This is a genomic window from Mannheimia sp. ZY171111 (assembly GCF_017750945.1).
In the GTDB taxonomy this organism is placed as follows: domain Bacteria; phylum Pseudomonadota; class Gammaproteobacteria; order Enterobacterales; family Pasteurellaceae; genus Mannheimia; species Mannheimia pernigra.
In genome coordinates this window covers 234881-257342 of record NZ_CP046532.1, presented here as the reverse complement: position 1 = coordinate 257342, position 22462 = coordinate 234881, and the positions used below count along the sequence as shown (strand labels likewise).

The following is a 22462-nucleotide window of genomic DNA, read 5'->3' as shown; positions in this document are numbered from 1 at the left end:
GATTGAATATGACTATAATTAAGATGAATCAAGAATATGATAAAATAGTACTTGATGCACAGGATAAAAAATTAGCAGAAGTTATGTTTTTAATGAGCGATATCATGAAAAATGGACATGGTAGGCTTGTATCAGCGGCTAGCTTTGGTGTTATTGATAAGTTTATGTCTGGCATAAAGGATAATGGAGATAAGATTGATTTTTCTAAATATACCTTAGGAAAATCTGGAAATATTGAGTTAACTCATAATGATATAGTTGAGCTTATTTATACTGTAGCTTCTAATAAAGAAGATGCCAGGCTGGGAATTAGATCATTTTTGAACTACAATATAAATACTAATTCCGCAGATTATGCAAAAAGAAGTTTGGTTTTTGGTTCATTTGAAGCGCTATTGGATACAAAAAACATCCGTTATGTTATTGACTCAAAAGGAAATCCAGTAGGGGTTAAAAATTATAGCGTAAGTATAAAGGATGATAATTATGATTATAATAGCACCAATGTCAATAAGTACCTTAATCTGGCTTTAAAAAACTTATTAAGTTATGGAAATGATCATATAGTAAAATTAAAGTTTATTGAGGATAGAAAAGAGAATGAATTGTTCAAAGATATATCAATAAGTGAGTATGGTTCTATTTTACAAAAATATAAGAGGGAAACTGTTTTCTCAAAAGAATGGAATACTGGTGCATTGGCTGTCAGAGGGAATGAACTTCTTATGCATCAATACGTCATGCCGTTATCTCAACAAGCGTTTCTTTATAGTGTTAGTGCTAACATCCTAGCTCTAGAAAGGCTCAATAATTTTTTAAGAAATAGCGAGAAAGGATTACAGAACTATTCAAGTCAGTATTGGCCTAATTATGGTTTGGCACAGAAAAATAAATTTGATATTACTACAAATAGAAGCACTCCATTAATTAACAATCCGGAATTTTTTGATGCAACTAAACATAAACAAATTGGCGTAAATAAAGAAACTTTGAATGCCTTGATCGATCCCAAGTCTATCAGTATGTCAAATATGTTAACCGATAACTTTCGTTGGGCTAATTATAATTTATCAAAAGACGCTATTAATATTCCGAAGTACCAACCGAAATTTTGGTCTAACCAATATGAAACCATTATGCTTAATCGTTCTTTGGGAAACCGACCAAATATACCTGTAGATCCTTTAATCCTTGATTTAAATGACGATGGCGCTAAAGCTGTAAGTTATAATGATAAGCCTGTACTATTTGATATTGATAACGATGGTGGTTCCTTGGAGGAAACAGGCTGGCTCAGCCATCAAGATGGATTATTAGTTAGAGACCTAAATAATAATAGCAAAATTGATAATATGTCAGAAGTGTTCTCTGAATATTATGCAGGAAAGGCTGGCCGTAACGGTGAAAGTGGTGAAAAACGGTTTAAGAATGGATTTGAAGCATTAAGAACATTAGACTCGAATAAGGATAATATTTTTGATAGCAAAGATACTGATTTTAATAAAGTTAGAATTTGGCAAGATAAAAACCATAATGGTCTTACCGATTCGGGTGAGTTGCAAACACTTTCTAGTCTTGGAATTACTGCAATTGATTTGACATATCAAGAAATGGGAGGACAACTCTTCAGCGGCAATGAGCTGTTAGCGAAGGGAAACTTTACTCGCAATGGTAAAAAACAAGAAGCAGTTGCTGTAAATTTTCTTGCGAATCCACGTGGCCATACAATTACTAATGTCGCAGGAGGGAAGAAAACGGTTACAGAAGGTTCTGGACTAATTGCTGGAACAAGTAGTTTTACTGCAACTGATAATCAAAATCGAGATTTAAATGCACGGCAGCTTGGCGTCACAAATATCCAAGCAGGCAACGGTAATGATATTTTACGTGGTGATGCTCAAAATAACTGGCTAGCTGGTGGAGGTGGTTCAGATACCTTCCATGGCGGAGATGGCGATGATGTATTACTGATTGATGGAGATGATTTACCTGAAAATATACACGGTGGCAAAGGAGATGATATTGTTCAGGTTGTTGGTGATAAGCCAGTCTCTCTCGACTTAGGCAAAGCTGAAATTGAAATTGCCCACGGTGGAAGGGGGAATGATACATTTGTATCTTCAGGCAATAGCTCTGTGTTTGTGCGTGGTGGTGATGGTAATGATGTGATTGTGGGTAGTATTGCCAATGATGCGTTATCAGGCGAAAACGGCGATGATTTTATTTCGGGTAATGCAGGAAAAGATTTAATACGAGGGCATCGTGGTAATGACCGTTTGTTTGGTGATGATGGTGACGATGTCATATTTGGTGGTTCTGATGATGACTTATTATATGGTGGGCAAGGAAATGATACTTTGCTTGGAGAGGGAGGAGATGATTATTTAGACGGTGGTGAAGGTCTTGATATTGCCGAATTTTCTGGCAATTTTGCAGATTATAAAATTACCAAAATGGGAGATGGTATCCTTGTGAGTGATAAAACACAGGGGCGTGATGGCACAGACTTTTTGCGTAATATTGAAATGATGAATTTTAAAGATATTACGGGTTATGCTGTTCCTACCGTAAATTTAGAATGGGAAAATCCAACGCCTGTAGAGGATATTCTTTACCAAGATAGTAAAGGTCAGGCTTTTGATGGTTCACGTCCCTATATCATTAAGCCAGCTCAATTGCTGAAAAATGATATTGATCTACAGGGTGATAAAATCATCATTTATCAAGCGTCCAATATTCGAGGCGGTACTATTAAAGAACTACCCAATGGAGACATTGAGTTTACACCAGCAAAAGGATTTAAAGGCATTGCGAGTTTTGAATATTCTATTAAAGACTCAAAAGGGACTAAAGCAATTCAAACTGTTGGTAGCGGTGAGTTAACAGGTAAAGTTTATCTTGTTCCGCCTTCACTACCTTCTGATCCTGATATCATTCGCCAGTATTATTTGGAAGCGAATAATATTGCACCTGTATGGAATCATTATACAGGTAAAAAAATTCGTATAGGACAGTTTGAGCCAAGTGGTCCATTCTCTGTAGCAGAAGAAGTTGCGGACTACCGACATCCTGAATTACGTAATAAGATTGATAAAAAATGGTTACATGACTACGAATATAAACGCCAAGAAGAAGATAAGGTCTTTAGTAAACATGCTACAGAAGTTGCGGGTATTATGGTTGCCGAACGTAATGGGGAAGGTGGGGTTGGTGTTGCTTATGATGCCACAGTAGCAAGCTATTGGGTTGGAGCAAATGTTTCTAGTTTGGATCAGATGAAAAACTATGATATTGCGAACCATAGTTGGGGGCATAATCAAAACTTTAAGCAACAAATTAAGTTTTCCGATAAAAGCAAAACAATTTTTGATATTTATAAACCAGCTTTGATAGAGGGGCGTAATGGTTTAGGGACAGTTATAGTCAATTCTGCAGGTAACGATAGACAAAAAGGCGGAAATACTAATTATTCTGAATTGACTAATGTCAGATATGGAATTGCAGTGGCATCTGCTGAGCAGAATAGACAATTTGAGACTAAAATTGCCTTCTATTCAAATCAAGGTGCAAGTGTTTTAGTCACAGCCCATGGTTCTGATGCCTATTCAAGTTCTCGTGAGATTGTGAACGAAAATGGTTCAACATTGGGGCAAGAGTATGCCCGTAATAATGGAACAAGTTTCTCTGCACCTATTGTTTCAGGTGTAATTGCACTAATGCTTGAGGCAAATCCTTACCTTGGATATCGTGATATTCAAGAAATTCTTGCCCTTACGGCGACAACAAAAGGAGTAACGGATAGCAAGTGGCAACGTAATGGTGCTAAGAACTGGAATGGTACAGGCATGCATGTAAGTCACGATTATGGTTATGGAGTAATAGATGCTCAAGCAGCGGTAAGATTAGCTCAAGATTGGAATACTCAACATACTTATGAAAATGAAGTTAAACTAGAGGATATCTACAAATCAGGAAAAGTTAATCAGGCTATAACAGATAATAACGGCAGACAATTTTCGGTAGACGTTTCGAATTTTTCCATGTTACTCGAAAATGTAGCAGTTAAAGTCAATCTGACACATACCAGAGCCAGTGATTTAATTATTAAATTAATTTCTCCGTCAGGCACAGAATCTATCTTAATGAATAGACCTGGAAAAGATCCTAAAGATGACAATCCGATGGGAGATATTAAATTTGGGGAGTCATCCACATTAAATTACACATTCAATACCACCTTATTAAAAGGAGAGAATCCTAATGGGCAATGGAAATTACAAGTTTTTGATGTTGCTACAGGAAGCACGGGAACGTTACATGATTGGTCATTGAGTTTCTATGGACGGGCTTATGGATCTGGTGATACTTATGTATATACGGATGAGTTCCATAACAACCAAGCGGCCGATACATTGAATGATACGAATGGTGGAATAGACACTATTAATGCGGCTGCTATGGATGGTGTTATTGAAGTAAATCTCTCAACAGGCAAAGCTGATTTAGCAGGAAAAGCGTTGACAATTACAAATCCTCAACAGATAGAAAATGTGACAGGAGGAGATTACAACGATAAACTCACTGGAAATAATGCTGCTAATATACTTATTGGTGGGCGAGGCCATGATACCCTAGTTGGTTTACAGGGTAATGATGTTCTAGTGGGAGGTCTAGGCAATAATACATTGACAGGAGATCAGGGAAATGACACTTTCATTATTGAGAAGAAATTAAATAGTCAGGATGTGATTACTGATTTTAGCGTGGGTACTGATCGTTTAGTCTTTACTGGATTTGAATCCTTTAATTTATCTAAACAGCAGCAGGGGAATGACACCCTTATTTCTTTAGGCAATGGCCAAACAGTTCGACTGAATAATGTACAAGCTAATAGATTAACTAATAACAATATTGTGGTAACTACAGAGGTGTTTAAGCCTTATTGGTTAAATCAAGCTGGTGGCTATGGATTCTCGAATGATAATGCTGAAGTTGCTCTACCTGATTTTGGTGTGGCTTTCTGGGGAACAGAAGGTGAAGATCGCCTGTTCGGGGGTAATGGTGATGATATCCTTCGAGGGGGAAGAGGTAATGATGTCATCGTCGGTGAGCATTCTGCGGATTCTGCCACAGGTGGCAATGATACACTATACGGTAATGATGGTGATGATCGTATTTTAGGTGGCGGAGGTAACGATACGCTCTATGGTGGAGCTGGCTCTGACTATCTTGGTGGTGGTGCAGGTAATGATGTTTTGTACTTAGAAGGTGATGATGCGGCACTATCATCAACTTATCGTAACCAACAATATACGACACTAAATCAATACAATAATGTTGAGTTCAGTTGGGCAAGAGCAGAAGGTGGTAAGGGAAGTGATAGATTTATTGTAGTTAAAGACACGTCTCCAAACGCATCTAAAGGGCTGTTGAAGAATCTCATTTGGGATTTTGATATCAATGACAAAAATGAGAAAATTGATATTTCTCAGTTTAAAGGTGTGACTACTATCAACTTTTATGGATTTAGCGTTAATAATGAACAATATACAAGAATCTGGCTAGGTGAGCCTAAAGCAGGTACACAATATGTGACAGTAAAAGGCATTAAGCCTGATCAGTTGAAAGCTGAGATGTTTATCTTTTCCAAAGAACAAGCAGAATTACCTCAATTAGTTCATACTATTGCCGGAACTAATAGTAACGATACTCTAAAAGGAAATGCGATAGGTAATCTGATAGATGGGCGATCAGGTGCTGATAGTATGTCTGGTGAATTTGGCGATGATACCTATATTGTTGATAATGTAGGCGACAACGTGCTAGAAATTAAGGATGGAGGATACGACATAGTCAAATCTTCTGTCAGTTATACATTACCTAACTATGTTGAAGAGATTCAACTGCTAGGTAATGCTGCAATTAACGCTATTGGAAATAGCGAAAATAATCGTTTGGTAGGTAATTCAGGTAATAATAGACTGGATGGTAAGGCTGGGTTTGATACAATGATTGGTGGCTTGGGTAATGATACCTATGTCGTTGATTCTCACCTTGATAAAGTGATTGAGAAAGCTAATCATGGGACTGACACTGTTATTTCATCGGTCTCTTATACCTTACCTGAAAATGTAGAGCATGTAGAGTTAATTGGTAACGCACATGTTTCTGCAACGGGGAATGATACCAATAATTCTCTTAAAGGCAACTCGGGAAATAATCGATTGATTGGTTATGGTGGTAATGATTCTCTAAATGGTATGCGCGGGAATGACTTCTTAATGGGCGGTTCAGGAAATGATACTTATCATTTCAATAGAGGTGATGGCATCGATACCATCTATGATGAGCAAGGCAGTGACATGTTACGTTTTACTAATATAAACCATAATCAACTTTGGTTCCGTAAATTAAATATGGATTTAGAAGTCAGTGTTATTGGTACTCAGGATAAAGTAGTTATTTCTGATTGGTATGGTAAGAATTATAAAGTAGAAAATTTTGTAGCTGCAAATAATAAGTCTTTAAACCATGCTAGTGTAGATAAACTGGTCAGTGCAATGGCAGCGTTTTCCCTACCATCAGCAGGACAGATTTCATTACCGCATGCAGTCAAAACAAAATTAGAGCCAATTCTAGCTGCTAATTGGACATAATTTTTATTAATTCTTTAAAGCCTCACTGTGTTCTTGAAAAATATGGTGAGACTTTTTATTTGATGAGGAAGGTAAGATTCATTAATAGTAATATCAGTAAGATACTGTGCAAAAGAAAGCTCTTCTACTTTATTACTAGATGCAGTGACTGGAGTCGGTTCAAGCTTATTGATAAAATTCTCCATATCGGCACAAACTGACAAAATAAAAGCATCGCCTATAGCAAGTACAAGTACCGTATTTTTTAGAAATTTAATATAGTGTTCCTTTGTGAGTAAGTGGATAAACTAAAATTTTGATCTTCAAAATATCTAATTATTATAATTTAAGGGGCTGTCCTAGATAACGACTAAAACTCCCATTTAGGTTAAGATAACCCAATGAGAAAAAGTCGTCTAAGTCAGTACAAACAGCATAAACTCATCGAGTTGTTTGTGGCAGGCGTAACTGCTCGAACAGCGGCTGAGTTGGTAAATGTAAACAAAACCACCGCAGCCTATTACTTTCACCGTTTGCGATTGCTCATCTATCAACATAGCCCTCATTTGGAAATGTTTGAGGGTGAAATTGAAGCGGACGAAAGCTATTTCGGTGGTGCTCGCAAAGGTAAACGAGGTCGTGGTGCAGCGGGTAAAACCGCCGTATTCGGGCTTTTAAAGCGTGACGGCAAGGTTTATACCGTTGTCGTACCGAACACACAATCTGCCACACTTTTGCCGATTATTCGGGAAAAGGTGAAACCAGACAGCATTGTTTACACCGATTTTTACCGAAGTTATGATGTACTTGATGTGAGTGAATTTAATCATTTTCGTATCAACCACAGCCCGTACTTCGCTGAAAATCAAAATCATATTAACGGAATAGAGAATTTTTGGAATCAAGCGAAGCGAGTACTCCGAAAATATAACGGAATTAACCGAAAAAATTTCCCTTTATTCTTGAAGGAATGTGAATTTCGGTTTAACTTTGGTACACCAAAAGAACAGCTCAAAACGTTGCGAAAATGGTGTGAGATTTAGGGCTAATCTACTACAGCCCCTAAGCTAGTTATCTAGGACAGCCCCTAATTTAAAAATAAGATATGCTTTCAATTAAATCATCTAATGATTTGGTCATCTCCATTGGTTCTGATAAAAACGCTATAAAATATCTGAATTTATATTTTTCTTAGTTAAAATTAGGTAGTCAGGGTAATGATTGACAACCCCACTGATTTTAAAACTATAACCTTTTCTTTTTTAGCAATTCTATGCCACAAAACAATATTTCCAGAACTAATTACTTGAGAAATTACAGTAGACTCCCCTTCATTCCTGCTTATTTTTCATATAAGCTATAACTTAATAGGTCTGCAAAATATTTTGGATTGATTTCTTTTGGAAGCTGATATTCTGCTTTAATCTGAAAACGATCCTGATCAATCCATTTATAAAATTCTTGTTGAGAAAACGCTAATTGTAACTGTTTGATTTTATTTTTAATTTTTTCAAAATACATATGACTTAATTAAATAGCCTTCCATATCAGCAGTATTCATTGCTCAACAACTCTCTAAAATAGATTTATCTTTATCAAAGTCAAAAGACTCATTATCTATTAATTCGCTTTGTTGAGTTAGCGTTAATGCTTAGGGATTATTATCAAGCGCTGTCGAAACTAATTCTCTATTTTTTCATCATTACTACCAATTACTCAATAATCTTTTGGGCTAAAGCCAGCTAACGTTACTGCCGAAATCATTACATATTCTTTACTTACTTGATTTGAACCATTTACAGGCAATTGTTTGGTAATTAGAACCTAAAAATAACCGCTTGTAATTTAATATCAATGATAAATAAAATTACGCAAACGTTTGCTTATTTGTGCTTAAATCCGTATAATTCGCTCCATTTTTACTTCTCTTAGATATTTGAGGCTCTATGCAAAAAATTCTTTATCCTGTTGATTCCAAACCGCCATTCGGCTTAACTCTTCTTTTGGCTACGCAACATTTGCTGGCGGCGTTGGGCGGTATTATTGCTGTTCCGTTAGTAATTGGTAATGTGTTGAATCTACCTGCAGCAGATATTATTGTTTTGGTTAATGCGGCGTTATTGGTTTCAGGTATTGTCACCATTATTCAATGTCAAGGAATTGGGCCTATCGGCTTACGTTTACCTAGCGTGATGGGGACGAGTTTTACCTTTGTCGCTGCGGCTCTTGCTATCGGTTTTAGTGAGCACGGCGTAGCTGGGATTATGGGGGCTTCGTTAGTTGGCTCTCTTGTGATGATTATCGGTAGCTTTTTTATGCCGTATGTGCGTAAACTTTTCCCACCTGTAGTAACAGGCGTTGTTGTCATGATGATCGGCTTGAGTTTAATTCCTGTTGCAGTAGACTGGTTCGCAGGTGGTCAGCGAGGGGATGCTCATTATGCGGAACCTGCAAATCTTGCGATGGCAACCTTTGTATTAGTGCTCGTTGTGGTTTTAGTGCAATGGGGGAAAGGCATTTTTTCAGCCGCTGCGATTGTAATTGGTATGATGGTCGGCTATGTTGTGGCTTTAGTATTAGGTTGGATTAATTTTGAGAATATAAAATCAGCCGATGTGGTTGCTATTCCTCAACCATTGCATTTTGGTCTGGCCTTCCCAATTTCAGGCATTATTGGTATGAGCATCGCTTATTTAGTGACGATTGTAGAATCAAGCGGTAACTTTTTAGCCCTAGGAAATGCCACTCAAACGGAAATTTCGGGTAAACATTTACGTGGTGGTGTATTGTGTGATGGATTAGGTTCCGCATTTGCCGCAATTATGTCTACTACGCCATTTTCTTCTTTTGCACAAAATATTGGCGTGATTTCTTTAACGGGTGTTGCAAGCCGTTATGTCGTAACAATTATGGGGTGTTTATTAGTATTAGCAGGTATTTTCCCTTGGTTTGGGGCATTGATTGTCTCTATTCCAAGCCCAGTTTTAGGTGGTGCAGGGCTAATGATGTTTGCAATGATTATTTCAGCCGGTATTCAAATGCTAGATAAAGTGGAACGTTCTAAACGTAATGGGTTAATTATTGCGATTTCAATTGGTTGTGGATTAGCGGTAACTACTCGCCCTGAGCTATTAGATAAATTGCCTTCATTTGTAAAAGAAGTATTTGGTTCGGGTATTACGGTAGGTTCATTATTTGCATTAATTTTAAATTTAATTTTGCCGAAAGATGAAAGTAATGAATAAGACAATGAATAGTGATTGATGTAATCGGTAAATCTTACTTGAAATTTGATTGATTAATCACTATCTTAACGAATGCTGTACGCCTTAACTCGTATCAGTTGAGGCGTTTCTTTTTTAGTTAGATATTTAAGGAAAATTTATGAGTAATGTTATTCATACAACAGATGCGACATTTGAACAAGATGTATTAAAATCAGATGTGCCGGTATTATTAGATTTTTGGGCACCTTGGTGTGGGCCTTGCCGTATGATCGGGCCTGTGCTTGACGAGTTATCTGTTGATGCACAATTTGAGGGCAAAGTGAAAATTGCTAAAATGAATGTAGATGAAAATCCATCTGTTGCTGCACAGTTCGGTGTACGTAGCATTCCGTTTTTACTCTTGTTCAAAAACGGCGAAGTGATTGCTCAGCAAGTTGGTGCACTTCCACACGCCCAAATGGCTGAATTTATTAAGCAAGCACTATAATTAAATTAGAGCGGAAGCAGAGCGAATTTATCGCTCTGTTTTTTCTTGAATGATCAGTATGCAAAAAAAATAGCAAAAAAGACCGCTTGTTTTATAGGCAAATGATAATATCAGACTTAAGCGAGTAGGTTTTCATTAAATGGGAGTATTGTTATGGAGACGATTGTCATTGTAGGCGGAGGTGCAGGCGGATTAGAGCTTGCAACTTATCTAGGACGAAAATTAGGGCGTAAAAAAAAGGCAAAAGTGATTTTAATCGATCGCAATGCTACTCACTTATGGAAACCATTGTTACATGAAGTCGCAACAGGCACACTCGATGAAGGCGTAGATGCATTAAGCTATCGTGCTCACGCAAAAAATCACGGCTTTGAATTTCAACAAGGCACCTTAGTAGCTGTTGATAGAGAAAATAAATCGGTTTCTCTGGCTCCTATTTACAACGAGCAAAGCCAATTATTAGTGAAAGAACGTCATATTAGCTATGATAAACTGGTCATTGCAATTGGGAGTAAATCTAATGACTTTGGCACGAAAGGCGTTGCAAAGCATTGCGTTTTCTTAGATGGTTCAGAACAAGCAAAAGCGCTCCAAAAGCGAATGATGGAGCTGTTCTTGCGTTTTTCTCATAGCGAAAACAAAGAGGTAAAAATTGCTATTGTAGGTGGTGGCGCAACAGGTATTGAACTTTCTGCTGAGCTTTATCATATTGTTAAAAACTTAAATTCGTATGGTTTCGGTAAGTTAAATCGTGCTAGTTTAAAAGTGACACTCATTGAGGCTGGGCCTCGTTTAATTCCTGCTTTACCCGAAAGGATTTCTATTGCTGCATTTCGAGAGCTGAAAAAAGCTGGGGTAGAGGTACGCTTAGGTACAATGATTACCGAGGCTTGTCCAGATGGCTTAATGACGCGTTTAGGCGAGAAGATCGAAGCAGATATTATGGTGTGGGTAGCAGGGGTGAAAGCCCCAGATATGACCTGTGCATTTGGTTTTGAAACTAATCATTTAAACCAAATTGCGATCAAAGATACCTTACAAACTACGGTGGATGATTCGGTATTTGTAATTGGTGATTGTGCCTCGTTAATTCAAGACGGTAGACCTATTCCACCAAGAGCACAGGCGGCTCATCAGATGGCAACCCAATGCGGTAAAAATATTGTTGCCTCGCTTGAAGGGAAAGAGATGAAAGCGTTTAGATTTAATGACAAAGGATCGTTACTCTCATTTTCAAAATTTGGTACTGTGGGTAATTTAATGGGAAATTTAGTCAGTGGCGATATGTTTATTGAAGGTAAAATTGCCCGATTTGCGTATCTTTCGCTATATAGAATGCATCAAGTTGCATTGCATGGTTATTTTAAAACAGTGTTGATTGTTTTGGTCGGACAAATTAATCGCTTTTTACGACCAACAATGAAATTACATTAAAATCCATCGCGTTATTGATCTGCACCTAAAAGTGGGACTAAACAACCGCTGATTAAGGTGCAGATTTTTTATGACGAAATAAAATGTGAGCAGGTTTTATCTCAATTTGGGAAAATTGATGACTTACTCGTCAATCTGTTCAGTGTATTTAAGAAGATTGCCTTCAATTTATCTAGGATAGTCGCTATGCTACTGTGAATTTGCAAAAATTAAACAAAATATGACCGCTTGTAACTGAATATGACAAGCGGTCTTTTTTGGCTAATTTTTTGCAAATTAAATGGCTAAACCGAACGCATAGAATGCGACTAAAATCACCGCAATGATGGCTGTGCCTAAGTTCAGTTTTTTTGCTTCGCTTGAAATTAAGCGACCAATAACTAATGTTGCGAATCCTAACATAATACCGGTTACAATATTTGCAGTTAATACGATAAATACCGCACATACCAAGCCAGACATCGCACCAACAAAATCACTGAAATCTAATTTAGAGACATTGCTCAACATCAATAACCCTACATACATCAATGCAGGAGCCGTTGCATAGCTTGGTACTAAGAAAGCCAGTGGTTGGAAGAACAGCATAAATAAGAAACCAATACCAACGACTACCGCGGTTAAGCCTGTTTTACCGCCAACTGCTGTGCCTGCAGCCGATTCAATATACACAGCTGCAGGTGCTGTACCGAATAAACCAGATAAAATTGATCCGAAAGAATCTGACGTTAAGGCTTTATCACCATTGATGATTTGGCCATCTTTATCCAATAAATTAGCTTGGCCTGCCACCGCTCGAATTGTGCCTGTTGCATCAAAAATCGCCGTCATCACTAATGCAAATACCACAGGTAAAATGGCTGTGTTTAGTGCACCCATAATATCTAAGCTTAAAAATAGCGAATTTTCGCCAAAGCTTGGCATTTTGAAAAAGCCTGAATATTTTACGCTTGGATCAAACAATAACCCTACTATAGTAATCGCGATGATTACCCATAAAATGCTACCTTTTATTTTTAGTTTTTCTAAACCGATAATGGCAGCTAGACCTATTAACGACATTAATACCGGAAATGATGTGAAATCGCCAAGTTTTACAGGAATATCCATACCGCTATTGATGACTAATTTTACGTTAGTAGCCGCAATGATAAGTAGAAATAAGCCGATACCAATACCTGCACCGTGTGCAATACTGCTTGGTAAATTACGCAAAATCCAAGTACGAATGCCTGTTGCAGAAATAATAGTAAAAACTACACCCATTAAGAAAATCGCACCTAAGGCAACAGGAATAGAAACTTGTTGCCCAAGCACTAAACTAAAAGCGGTAAAAGCAGTTAAAGAAATGGCACAACCAATTGCCATTGGTGCATTAGCCCATAGCCCAATTAAGATGGAGCCTAAACCAGAAACTAAGCAGGTAGCAATAAATACCGATTCCGCAGGAAAACCCGCTTGGCTTAACATTCCTGGCACAACAATAACTGAATAGACCATTGCAAGAAAAGTAGTTAAACCTGCGATCACTTCTTGACGAACGTTTGAGTTACGCTCTTCAAATTTAAATAAGGACATAAAAACCTCAAAGAAAAATAGAAAGGAGAAAAATGGTGGGCTGCATTCTACAGAAATTCAAATTAATTGGCAAACGTTTGCGTAAGTTGATGAGTAGCTGAATTCAAAGATTAGCGAGATACGAAAAGACAGCTGATATTGCAAAAAATTGTTTATTTTTGACCGCTTGTAGTAAAAAATCTGCACCTCAGTGAGCTGTTTAGTCCAACTTTGGGTGCAGATTATCTATTACTGTATTAGTATTAGTAGTCGATAAAGGTAGCTTGATCTGCCCCTTCTTTTTCAACCTTAGGTTGAACCATATGTTCACGTTTCAAACCAAGTTGTAATGCGACACCAATTGCAATATAAATCGATGAGTAAGTACCGAAACCAATACCAATCAATAATGCAAGTGAAAAGCTATATAATGTTGGTCCACCTAAATAGAACAATGCTAATACCACGAAGAGAGTCGTAATAGAGGTCATTAACGTACGAGAAAGTGTTTGGCTTAATGAAATATCTATTACTTCAATTGAGCTTAAACGGCGAATTTTCGAGAAGTTTTCTCTGACACGGTCGAATACAACGATAGAGTCGTTCAATGAATAACCCACTACAGATAAAATAGCTGCTACGAATGTGAGATCGATCTCAATCTGCAATAAAGAGAATACGCCAAGTGTCACTAATACATCGTGTGATAATGCAACAATACCGCCTAAGGCTAAACGCCACTCAAATCGTGTTCCAACGTAGATAAGTAGCATAGCAAGGGTGGCAAGGGTGGCATAAATAGCACCTTGAGTTAGTTCTTCACCAACGTTAGGACCAACGAACTCAATGCTTTTGATAGTCGCGTTCGGATCTAATGTCTGGTGGATCATCTCCATCACTTTATTTCCGACACTCATATCACCAGCATTCGCAGACAAGCGGATCATTAGGTCTTTTTGGCTGCCAGTAGTTTGTACTAACGCACTACCATAGCCTCTATTTTCAAGTTCCGCACGCAGTTTTGTTAAATCAGCAGGCTGCGAAAATTGCGTTTCAATAACCGTGCCACCAGTGAAATCTAAACCCCAGTTAAATCCTTTCGTTACGATGATGAAAGTACATAATACAGAAATAATAATAGAGAAGATGAAACCCAAATAGCGGTATTTCATAAATGGGATTAATTTATAAGGCAGTTTAATGTCTGCTACATCTTGTTTTGTATTTTCAATAGCCATTTATTCCACCTTAAATCCAAAGTTTTTTCACACGTTTGCCACCATAAACCCAGTTTACGAGCATACGCGTTCCTGTAATCGCCGTAAACATTGAAATGATTACGCCTAAAGCCAGAGTGATTGCAAAGCCTTTTACTGGACCTGTTCCGACGCCATAAAGCACAAGAGAGGTTAAGATTGTTGTGAGGTTTGAGTCAAAAATACTGGAAAATGCACCGCTATAACCTTCGTGAATAGCTTGCTGAACAGAACGTCCATTGCGAATTTCTTCTTTAATTCGTTCATAAATCAGTACGTTTGCATCAACCGACATACCTACTGCAAGCACAATACCAGCAATGCCTGGCATAGTTAGGGTTGCTCCAATTAATGACATTAAACCGATAGTTAAAAGCATATTTGCAATTAATGCAAAAGAGGCAAACACACCAAACATTTTATAAAACACTAAGCAGAACAGAATTGTTAAGCCTAGACCTAAAATACTCGCATTCATACCTTGTTTAACATTATCAGCACCTAACGATGCACCGATAGTTCGCTCTTCTACAATGACGATTGGAGCAATTAACGCACCAGAACGTAATAAAACAGCAAGGTTTTGTGCTTCAGCTGCAGAATTAATACCTGTAATTTGGAATTGGTTTCCTAGACGGGTTTGAATGGTGGCAACATTAATAATTTCTTGATGTTTTTCCAAAATTACTTTACCGTTTGCATCTTTACGACCTGAATCTTTAAATTCGGTATAAAGCGTTGCCATTGGCTTTTTGATTGCCATCTTGGTTATTTCGCCCATCATTTCGCCACCAGCAGTATCTAATCGGATACTAACTTGTGGCAACCCTCGCTCATCTGTGCCTGAGGTTGCATCAATAATGTGCTCGCCACCTAAAGATGGCTTACGGCGTAAAACGACGGGTTCACCATCACGGGTATTCTGTATTTCAGAATCTGCGGGAACAATCCCTTTAGCTGCAGAAGCTAAATTCGCTTCTGTATTTACTAAACGGAACTCAAGTGTTGCAGTTGCACCTAAAAGTTCTTTTGCACGAGCAGTATCTTGAACGCCAGGTAATTCAACCACAATACGATCTGCCCCCTGACGTTGAATAGAGGGTTCTGAAACGCCCAACTCTTCTACACGCTTACGTAAAATAGAAAGATTTTGCTCAATCGCTACACTACGAGAATCTGAAAGAGCTTGTGCTGAAGGGGTTAAGGTAATGCTATTACCTTTTAATAATACATCAAGTGTTGGATGAACACGTTGAACTAAACGAACTGCTTTTTCTGCAGTTTGGCTGTCTGCAAATTCAATGTCAGTTGCAAAATTTTCCCCTTTTTTGACCGCTTTATATTGCAGTTTTTCTTTACGGAAATCGTTACGCAGACTGTCTTGCAAAGTATCTTGTTGTTTTGCAAGAGCCGTGTTCATATCTACTTCCATTAGAAAGCGAACACCACCAAGTAAGTCTAAGCCTAACTTCATCGGGCTCCCACCAATACTTGAAAGCCAATCTGGTGTTGCAGGTGCAAGGTTCAAGGCAACTGAATAGTTATTACCCAATACCTCTGCGATTTTTTCTTTCGCTGCTAATTGTTGCTCGCTGCTTTCTAAACGCACCAAGATCGAACCATTTTCTAATATGGCTGATTTGGGCTGAATATTCACAGATGAAAGTGTAGATTGAATTTGAGTAAGAGTTTCAGGTGTGGCTTGTTGCCCACGAGTACCAGAAATTTGGACTGATGGATCATCACCATATAAATTTGGAAGGGCGTATAAAGCACCAATGGCGATCAATAAGATCACCATTAAATTCTTCCATAGCGGGAAACGGTTTAACACAATAAATCCCCAAGTAGTAAAGTTGGATTAGCGGTTATTAAAGCGATTTTAATGAACCTTTTGGAAGTACAGCCACAACGAAATCACGTTTAATGGTTATTTCAGTTGTGTCGTTTAATGCGATAACAATATTGTCATTATCAGCCGTTATTTTGGTAATTTTACCGATTAAACCACCGCTGGTTAATACTTCTTCGCCTTTTGCTAGACTTGCTAGTAATTCACGTTGTTGTTTTTGGCGTTTTGCCTGAGGGCGATAAATCATAAAATAGAAAATTGCACCGAAAATAATCAGGATAAAGATCATTTCCATTCCGCTACCTTGTTGCATAAAAACTCCTTAAATTGTCTTAAGTGGTAGAAAAAATTACGTTATAAAAACGCCTGTTAAAATAGCATAAATTCAATGAATTAACGAGTAGAAAAAGCCATCAAATGCTTTTCTTTTAAGCAAAAATGAGGTTAGCGTTAGTTAAAAAGTAGCTTTTTTAATTTTTTACCAAAGAAATAGCCATCTAGCCTAAATTATGATGGATTATTGCCTTCTACATCAATAATCAACACTTCAGATTGTGATCCTAACCGCATTGGTATGCCCCAAAAACCATAGCCTGATGTGACAAAATAATGACCTAAGCCGATTTTTTCATAGCCGTAGTGTAATTGATACATAAACTGAGTAATAATATTTGCAGGGAAAATTTGTCCTTTGTGGGCGTGGCCTGAAACTTGAATGTCAATCGGCAGTTTAGTGTGTTTTTCAATTTCTGTCGGACGATGGTCAAGTAAAATCACGGGCAATTTAGTATTGACAGATTGCAGTAATTGCTCAGCAGATGGGCGTGTTTTGACTAAATCATCGTTACGTCCAACAATAACAAATTTTCCATCAATTTCGACCGCTTGATCCCATAAAACCCGAATACCTGCCTGACGAATGGTCTGGGCAATACTTTCTTGATTGCCAAAGAAATCGTGGTTGCCAAGTGTAGCATATACGCCAAGTGGTGCATTGAGTTTAGCGAGTGAACTGTGCATATTTTCTGAATGATAAACCGTTAAGTTATCGTCCATAATATCGCCTGGTAGTAAAATGAGATCTACGTTTTCTTGCTGAAAAATCTCTGCTAGTTTATCAAGTTGTTTTGCCCCAAATTGTTTGCCTAAATGTAAATCACTTGCTACACCAATGCGAATTGGTTGTGCTAGAGGTTTTTCTAATTTGACTGAATAATGCACCAGCGTTGGCACATAAGCATTATAAAACCCAAGCCCAATTAAGCCTAAAAAAGCAAAAGGGTAGAATATCTTCAAGCCTCGATTAATGGCAGGATTCCCTCTGGTTAATTTGTAAATACAAGCGGTCAAAAAACTGATAAAAAATGCAAATAGCAACAACACTAGCACCAGTGCCATTACTCGAAACAGCAAGAACATTCGGGTAATGGCTAGAATGACCATTCCATTAATAATTAAAAAGCTAAGAAAGCTAACGGTTTTACGGTTTTTTTCAGATAAATTAAGTAACCAGCCAATAGTTTTTGCAAAGCTGTATAAGAAGAGTTGTAACACTGCAACAGCAATTACGACGGTAATATAGTAACGGTATTCCAAGCGTCTATCCTTAAATGAGAGGCTAAATTTAGCCTCATTGTTAAAACAACACGATATAAATGCGATTACAGCCCTGCTTTCAGACTTGCTTCCACAAATTTATCTAAATCGCCGTCTAGCACTTGTTGTGTAGTACGGTGTTCTACTCCCGTACGATGGTCTTTAATGCGTGAATCGTCTAACACATACGAGCGAATTTGACTACCCCAGCCAATGTCGGATTTATTATCTTCCATTGCCTGTTTTTCGGCATTTTTCTTGCTCATTTCCAGCTCATACAGTTTCGCTTTCAATTGTTTCATCGCTTGATCTTTATTTTGGTGTTGCGACCTACCGTTCTGGCACTGCACCACAATCCCACTTGGTTGATGGGTAATCCGCACAGCAGATTCAGTTTTATTGACGTGCTGACCGCCCGCCCCTGAAGCACGGTAAACATCAATACGCAGATCGGCTGGATTGATCTCAATATCAATATCATCATCAATTTCAGGATAAACAAATGCGGCTGAGAACGAGGTGTGTCTTCCGTTGTTAGCATCAAATGGGCTTTTACGAACTAAGCGATGAATACCCGTTTCAGTTCTAAACCAGCCGTAAGCGTAATCGCCAGAAATTTTCACCGTTGCAGATTTAATCCCTGCTACATCACCGTCTGAAGCCTCCATCAAATCGGCTTTAAAGCCTTTAGATTCCGCCCAACGTAGGTACATTCTCAGCAACATTTCCGTCCAGTCTTGTGCTTCTGTTCCACCTGAGCCTGCTTGTAAATCTAAGTAGCAATCTGCACTGTCGTGAGGCCCACTGAACATCCGCTTAAATTCCAACTCCGCCAGTTTTTTCTCTAATTCATCGGCCTCAAGCTGGGCTTCGTTAAAGGTGTCTTGATCTTCTGCTTCGATAGCAAGCTCAATCAAACCTTCCACATCTTCAATTCCTTGCGCTAAGACTTTGATAGTATTAACAATTTGCTCCAACATTGAGCGTTCTTTCCCTAATGCTTGGGCTTTCTCTGGCTTGTTCCAGACATCGGGCTGTTCCAGTTCTGCATTCACTTCTTCTAAACGCTCAACTTTGCTATCAAAGTCAAAGATACCCCCGAATGATCGAGGTTCTTTGGGTTAGATCAGCAAGTTGAGTTTTAATTGGATTGAGTTCAAACATCGATTGATTCCTTTTACTGTTTTATAAGGGCGTGATTATACCGCAAGCGGTTAAATTTGTAGAATTTTTTGCAAATGAACGGCATGCGAAACAAAATGTCGTTATTATGTGTATAGTTCACATTTATTTATATTAAAGGAGCCTAAAATGTTAGAACAACTTGCCCAACGCTCAGCACAACACCCAAATAGTAGCAAAATTATTTTTCAAGAGACGCAACTTCGTACAGAAAAGTTAGCCGAAGAAGAGATTAGTCGCACACTTAAATCTATAGTGAGTAATGAAGGAATGATCAATATTGATGGAGACGATTTCAAGATGTTCGAACGTGCTGAGGAGGTTCAAGCCTATTTGATCGAATTTGAACAGTGTCAATTTGATAAAAGATCGCTCTCTTCCCTCAATCAGCAAAAGAAATTTGATATTTTATTAGTGAATATTCAAGCCTCTGCAGAGATAACTCTTGAGACCGTCTACCAAATTATGGGGGAGATAGAGCAGTATGCGAATGAAGATGCTGCGATTATTGTGGGCGCAGATTACAGCGGTGATCACTTACGCTTATTTATTTTAGGTGGTTATGGCGAGATTAAAGAGCCTATCAAACAACATGTGGTTGAGCTGCCGCGTGAGAATAAGCCAGAGTATTATGACGCTCAGTTAGTCGAGCAGTTTATCGATGCGTTGAGAGATAATCCAGCGACCTCCATAGCGAGCTTGCAACGTCGCTATTCAATCGGTTTTAATCGCACCGCCCATAATTTAGATATTGCCAAAGCCCGACTCCAACAAGAGCAAGCCTAACGTCTCAACAAGCGGTGAATTTTGCAGGTTATTCTGCAACATCACTGCTTATTCTTGCTATAATTTCACCTCTATTTGAAAGGGAGAACATCATGGCAAACCGACCCAGTGATATTGACGCCACACTACTGCAACTCGAAATTTTACGCCGTATTCCAAAATTGCCTCGAAAAATTGATGCAAAAAGCCTACACGAACAGCTTCTTGAAACCGGTTTTGAGCGAGATTTAAGAACTATTCAACGTACGCTTAAAATTTTATGTGAACATTTTGATATTGAATGTGATGAGCGTTCAAAACCCTTTGGATACAGTTGGAAACTACACTCCGAAGGTTTGGTATTGCCTATTTTAAATGAGCAGCAATCACTATTACTGAAACTTGCCGAGCAACATTTGAAATACTTGCTACCGGCAAATTTAATGGCATCGATGAAGCCCTTTTTTGAACAGGCAGATAAGATGGTCTCAGGCAGTAAAGACAAGCCCGAATATCAATGGCTAAATAAAGTTTGCTCAACACCAACCAGCTTACCGCTTATCCCAGCCAAAATTAAAGATGAGATTTTTGCTGCTGTAAGCCAAGCACTATTTCAAAATAAATTGCTCCATATTGAATACCAAAATCAATTTGGCAAAAAGCATTCAGCAACCATTATGCCGCTGGCGATAGCTCAACAAGGGGCAAGTATTTATCTGGTCTGTCGTTATGAAGGATTTGAAGATAATCGATTGCTTGCTCTGCATCGTATTCGCAAAGCTGAAATTTCCACTTTTACCTTTGAACGCCCGAAAGATTTTAATTTGCAACGTTATCAGAATGACGGTCATCTCGGTTTTGGTAATGGCGATAAAATCTGCCTCACTTTCTCGATTTCCAAATCGGCAGGCTTTCACCTCACGGAAACCCCAATAGCCAAAGATCAAAAGATGTTGGAAGAGAGCGAAGAACACTATCGTTTCCAAGCCACGGTTGCGGATAACAATATGCTAGAATGGTGGCTACGCAAATTTGGGGAAGATATTTGGGATATAGAAAAAGAGCCAGTTTAGTTTTATGCAAGCGGTTGATTTTGCGATATTGGTTGCAAAATCAACCGCTTGTTTTAAGCGTTGATCGTCAATAACAAACCCTTTAATAATAAATTCTCGCAATGTATTGGTTGCCCAAATACGGAACTGAGTCGCCTCTCGGCTGTTTACACGATAGCCTACGGTAATAATGGCATCGAGGTTGTAGAAATCAAGGTTACGACTAACTTGACGATTTCCTTCCTGTTGAACTATTCGAATTTTTCGAGTGGTTGAAATTTGTTCTAATTCTCCCGTTTCAAAAATCTGCTTTAAATGGAAATTAATTGTATGAGATTGAACCCCAAACAACTCTGCCATACTCTTTTGTGTTAGCCAAAAGGTTTCATCAAGATATTGCACTTCAATTTGTACATCTTGCGGTGCCGAATAAAATAGAATGTTCGCACTGGTGGGTGTGGTTAATGCTTGCATAAATTTCTCCTTCCTTTGAGTGATACCTTAACACAAAACCAACGCAGATTTTGGGCTGATTTTGTGATCTTCATCGAAAAAATATCGATTTTCCGACTTTTAATTGCACCGATTAGCCTGTATTAAAGAGAGAATTTTCGTAAAAAAGGGAGACATTAATGCCTTTTCAACTCACATTCTGCCAACAGGTTGGCTCTTTTCACAAGAAAAACCAAGATGCGTTATTCAACGGTAAAGCGGTTTATCAATGGCAGTATAAAAATGCTGAAAGTGATATGTTGGAGGCAAACAAGGTGATGTTTGGTATCGCAGATGGTGTTTCGCATAGCTCTCAATCCCAGCTTGCCAGCCGTTTTTTAATGGGAAGGTTGAGTGAATGCCAAGAGCTTAATTCAACGTGGTTGCGTGCCACACAATTTGCCCTTTGTGAAAAATATGCAGCTGTGCATTTTGGGATAGGCAGTACCTTTGTCGGTTGTGAATTGCACGCTAATGGCAAGGGCAAAATCTTAAATGTGGGCGATAGTCGAGCATACAAGATTACCGCACAAGGTCAGTGGCAACAGCTCAGTGTTGATCACACCATGCTAACCGAAATGCGGCAACAAGGCGTTGTCGATGAACATACGCAGTATGCTTCCATCTACAACGGCTTGACTGATTGTCTCATTGCCGATTTTGAGGCGGATGATTTTCGTATTCATACAGCTGAATTTCAGCTGGAAAAAGGCGAGAGTATACTGCTGTGTAGTGATGGATTACATGACAGAATTTCATCAGAGAGACTAAATTGGCTCTGGCAACAAAGTCAGGACAATTGCGTTAGGCTGCATTTTCTTCAACGTTTTATCAAAAAATCAGATGATTTTTCTGTCGTGATTGTTGAGATATTGTAATTGATACGACATAAATTGTCGTGTTAACACTTAAAATCATCTTATACCC

Annotated in this window: 16 protein-coding genes; 8 read left to right on the top strand and 8 right to left on the bottom strand. The window is 38.3% G+C overall.

Annotation, left to right across the window (positions count from 1 at the left end):
* Positions 1 to 8: 8 nt before the first annotated feature.
* Together GM698_RS10715 and GM698_RS01175 are read left to right on the top strand one after the other, a co-directional pair.
* Positions 9 to 6656: a S8 family serine peptidase gene (locus GM698_RS10715; RefSeq protein WP_305798199.1), complete on the top strand. Its 6648-nt coding sequence runs from the start codon at positions 9 to 11 to the stop codon at positions 6654 to 6656.
* Between the two features lie 380 nt (positions 6657 to 7036).
* On the top strand, positions 7037 to 7678 hold the full coding sequence (locus GM698_RS01175) for an IS1595 family transposase (protein WP_176812414.1): 642 nt from the start codon (positions 7037 to 7039) through the stop codon (positions 7676 to 7678).
* Between the two features lie 298 nt (positions 7679 to 7976).
* Here the strand turns inward: GM698_RS01175 and GM698_RS01170 are convergent, their stop codons facing one another.
* A complete protein-coding gene (locus GM698_RS01170; RefSeq protein ID WP_176809813.1) occupies positions 7977 to 8156 on the bottom strand; it encodes a hypothetical protein in 180 nt (59 codons plus the stop codon).
* A gap of 425 nt (positions 8157 to 8581) precedes the next feature.
* Between GM698_RS01170 and GM698_RS01165 the strand changes: the two genes are divergently transcribed.
* The 3 genes from GM698_RS01165 to GM698_RS01155 all read left to right on the top strand — a co-directional run bounded on the left by GM698_RS01165 (position 8582) and on the right by GM698_RS01155 (position 11783).
* Positions 8582 to 9880 carry a uracil-xanthine permease family protein gene (locus tag GM698_RS01165; protein ID WP_176812415.1) on the top strand — a complete coding sequence of 433 codons (1299 nt, stop codon included), beginning with the start codon at positions 8582 to 8584 and terminating at the stop codon, positions 9878 to 9880.
* 139 nt (positions 9881 to 10019) lie between these two features.
* Positions 10020 to 10349 (top strand): thioredoxin, encoded by a 330-nt coding sequence (trxA, locus tag GM698_RS01160; protein WP_176808166.1) that lies wholly within the window; start codon positions 10020 to 10022, stop codon positions 10347 to 10349.
* A 153-nt stretch (positions 10350 to 10502) separates the two neighbouring features.
* On the top strand, positions 10503 to 11783 hold the full coding sequence (locus GM698_RS01155) for an NAD(P)/FAD-dependent oxidoreductase (RefSeq protein ID WP_209289510.1): 1281 nt from the start codon (positions 10503 to 10505) through the stop codon (positions 11781 to 11783).
* A gap of 276 nt (positions 11784 to 12059) precedes the next feature.
* Here GM698_RS01155 and GM698_RS01150 read toward each other — a convergent pair whose 3' ends face one another.
* From GM698_RS01150 to prfB, 6 genes are all read right to left on the bottom strand, one after another.
* A complete protein-coding gene (locus GM698_RS01150) occupies positions 12060 to 13361 on the bottom strand; it encodes an NCS2 family permease (protein WP_209289509.1) in 1302 nt (433 codons plus the stop codon).
* Between the two features lie 242 nt (positions 13362 to 13603).
* On the bottom strand, positions 13604 to 14578 hold the full coding sequence (gene secF, locus GM698_RS01145) for a protein translocase subunit SecF (RefSeq protein ID WP_176808169.1): 975 nt from the start codon (positions 14576 to 14578) through the stop codon (positions 13604 to 13606).
* A 10-nt stretch (positions 14579 to 14588) separates the two neighbouring features.
* Positions 14589 to 16430, bottom strand: coding sequence for a protein translocase subunit SecD (gene secD / locus GM698_RS01140; RefSeq protein ID WP_176808170.1), 1842 nt, complete (start codon positions 16428 to 16430; stop codon positions 14589 to 14591).
* 37 nt (positions 16431 to 16467) lie between these two features.
* The gene (yajC, locus tag GM698_RS01135) at positions 16468 to 16761 is read right to left on the bottom strand and encodes a preprotein translocase subunit YajC (RefSeq protein ID WP_159629484.1); all 294 of its coding nucleotides are present in this window, start codon (positions 16759 to 16761) and stop codon (positions 16468 to 16470) included.
* 194 nt (positions 16762 to 16955) lie between these two features.
* On the bottom strand, positions 16956 to 18044 hold the full coding sequence (locus GM698_RS01130) for a metallophosphoesterase (RefSeq protein ID WP_176809816.1): 1089 nt from the start codon (positions 18042 to 18044) through the stop codon (positions 16956 to 16958).
* Between the two features lie 65 nt (positions 18045 to 18109).
* Positions 18110 to 19208, bottom strand: a protein-coding gene (gene prfB / locus GM698_RS01125; RefSeq protein WP_176809817.1) for a peptide chain release factor 2 whose coding sequence is annotated in 2 segments (ribosomal slippage) — positions 18110 to 19132 and positions 19134 to 19208 — 1098 coding nt in all. Because the reading frame shifts where the segments join, the coding sequence is not laid out codon by codon here.
* Between the two features lie 147 nt (positions 19209 to 19355).
* Between prfB and GM698_RS01120 the strand changes: the two genes are divergently transcribed.
* Positions 19356 to 20012, top strand: coding sequence for a hypothetical protein (locus tag GM698_RS01120; RefSeq protein ID WP_176812420.1), 657 nt, complete (start codon positions 19356 to 19358; stop codon positions 20010 to 20012).
* A 92-nt stretch (positions 20013 to 20104) separates the two neighbouring features.
* The gene (locus tag GM698_RS01115) at positions 20105 to 21064 is read left to right on the top strand and encodes a YafY family protein (protein ID WP_176812421.1); all 960 of its coding nucleotides are present in this window, start codon (positions 20105 to 20107) and stop codon (positions 21062 to 21064) included.
* On the opposite strand, the gene GM698_RS01110 is transcribed toward GM698_RS01115, so the two are convergent.
* Positions 21014 to 21517: a virulence RhuM family protein gene (locus GM698_RS01110; RefSeq protein ID WP_176812422.1), complete on the bottom strand. Its 504-nt coding sequence runs from the start codon at positions 21515 to 21517 to the stop codon at positions 21014 to 21016. The genes GM698_RS01115 and GM698_RS01110 overlap by 51 nt on opposite strands.
* A 158-nt stretch (positions 21518 to 21675) precedes the next feature.
* Here GM698_RS01110 and GM698_RS01105 point away from each other — a divergent pair, with 158 nt between their 5' ends.
* A complete protein-coding gene (locus GM698_RS01105; protein ID WP_176812423.1) occupies positions 21676 to 22413 on the top strand; it encodes a PP2C family serine/threonine-protein phosphatase in 738 nt (245 codons plus the stop codon).
* Positions 22414 to 22462 lie beyond the last annotated feature (49 nt).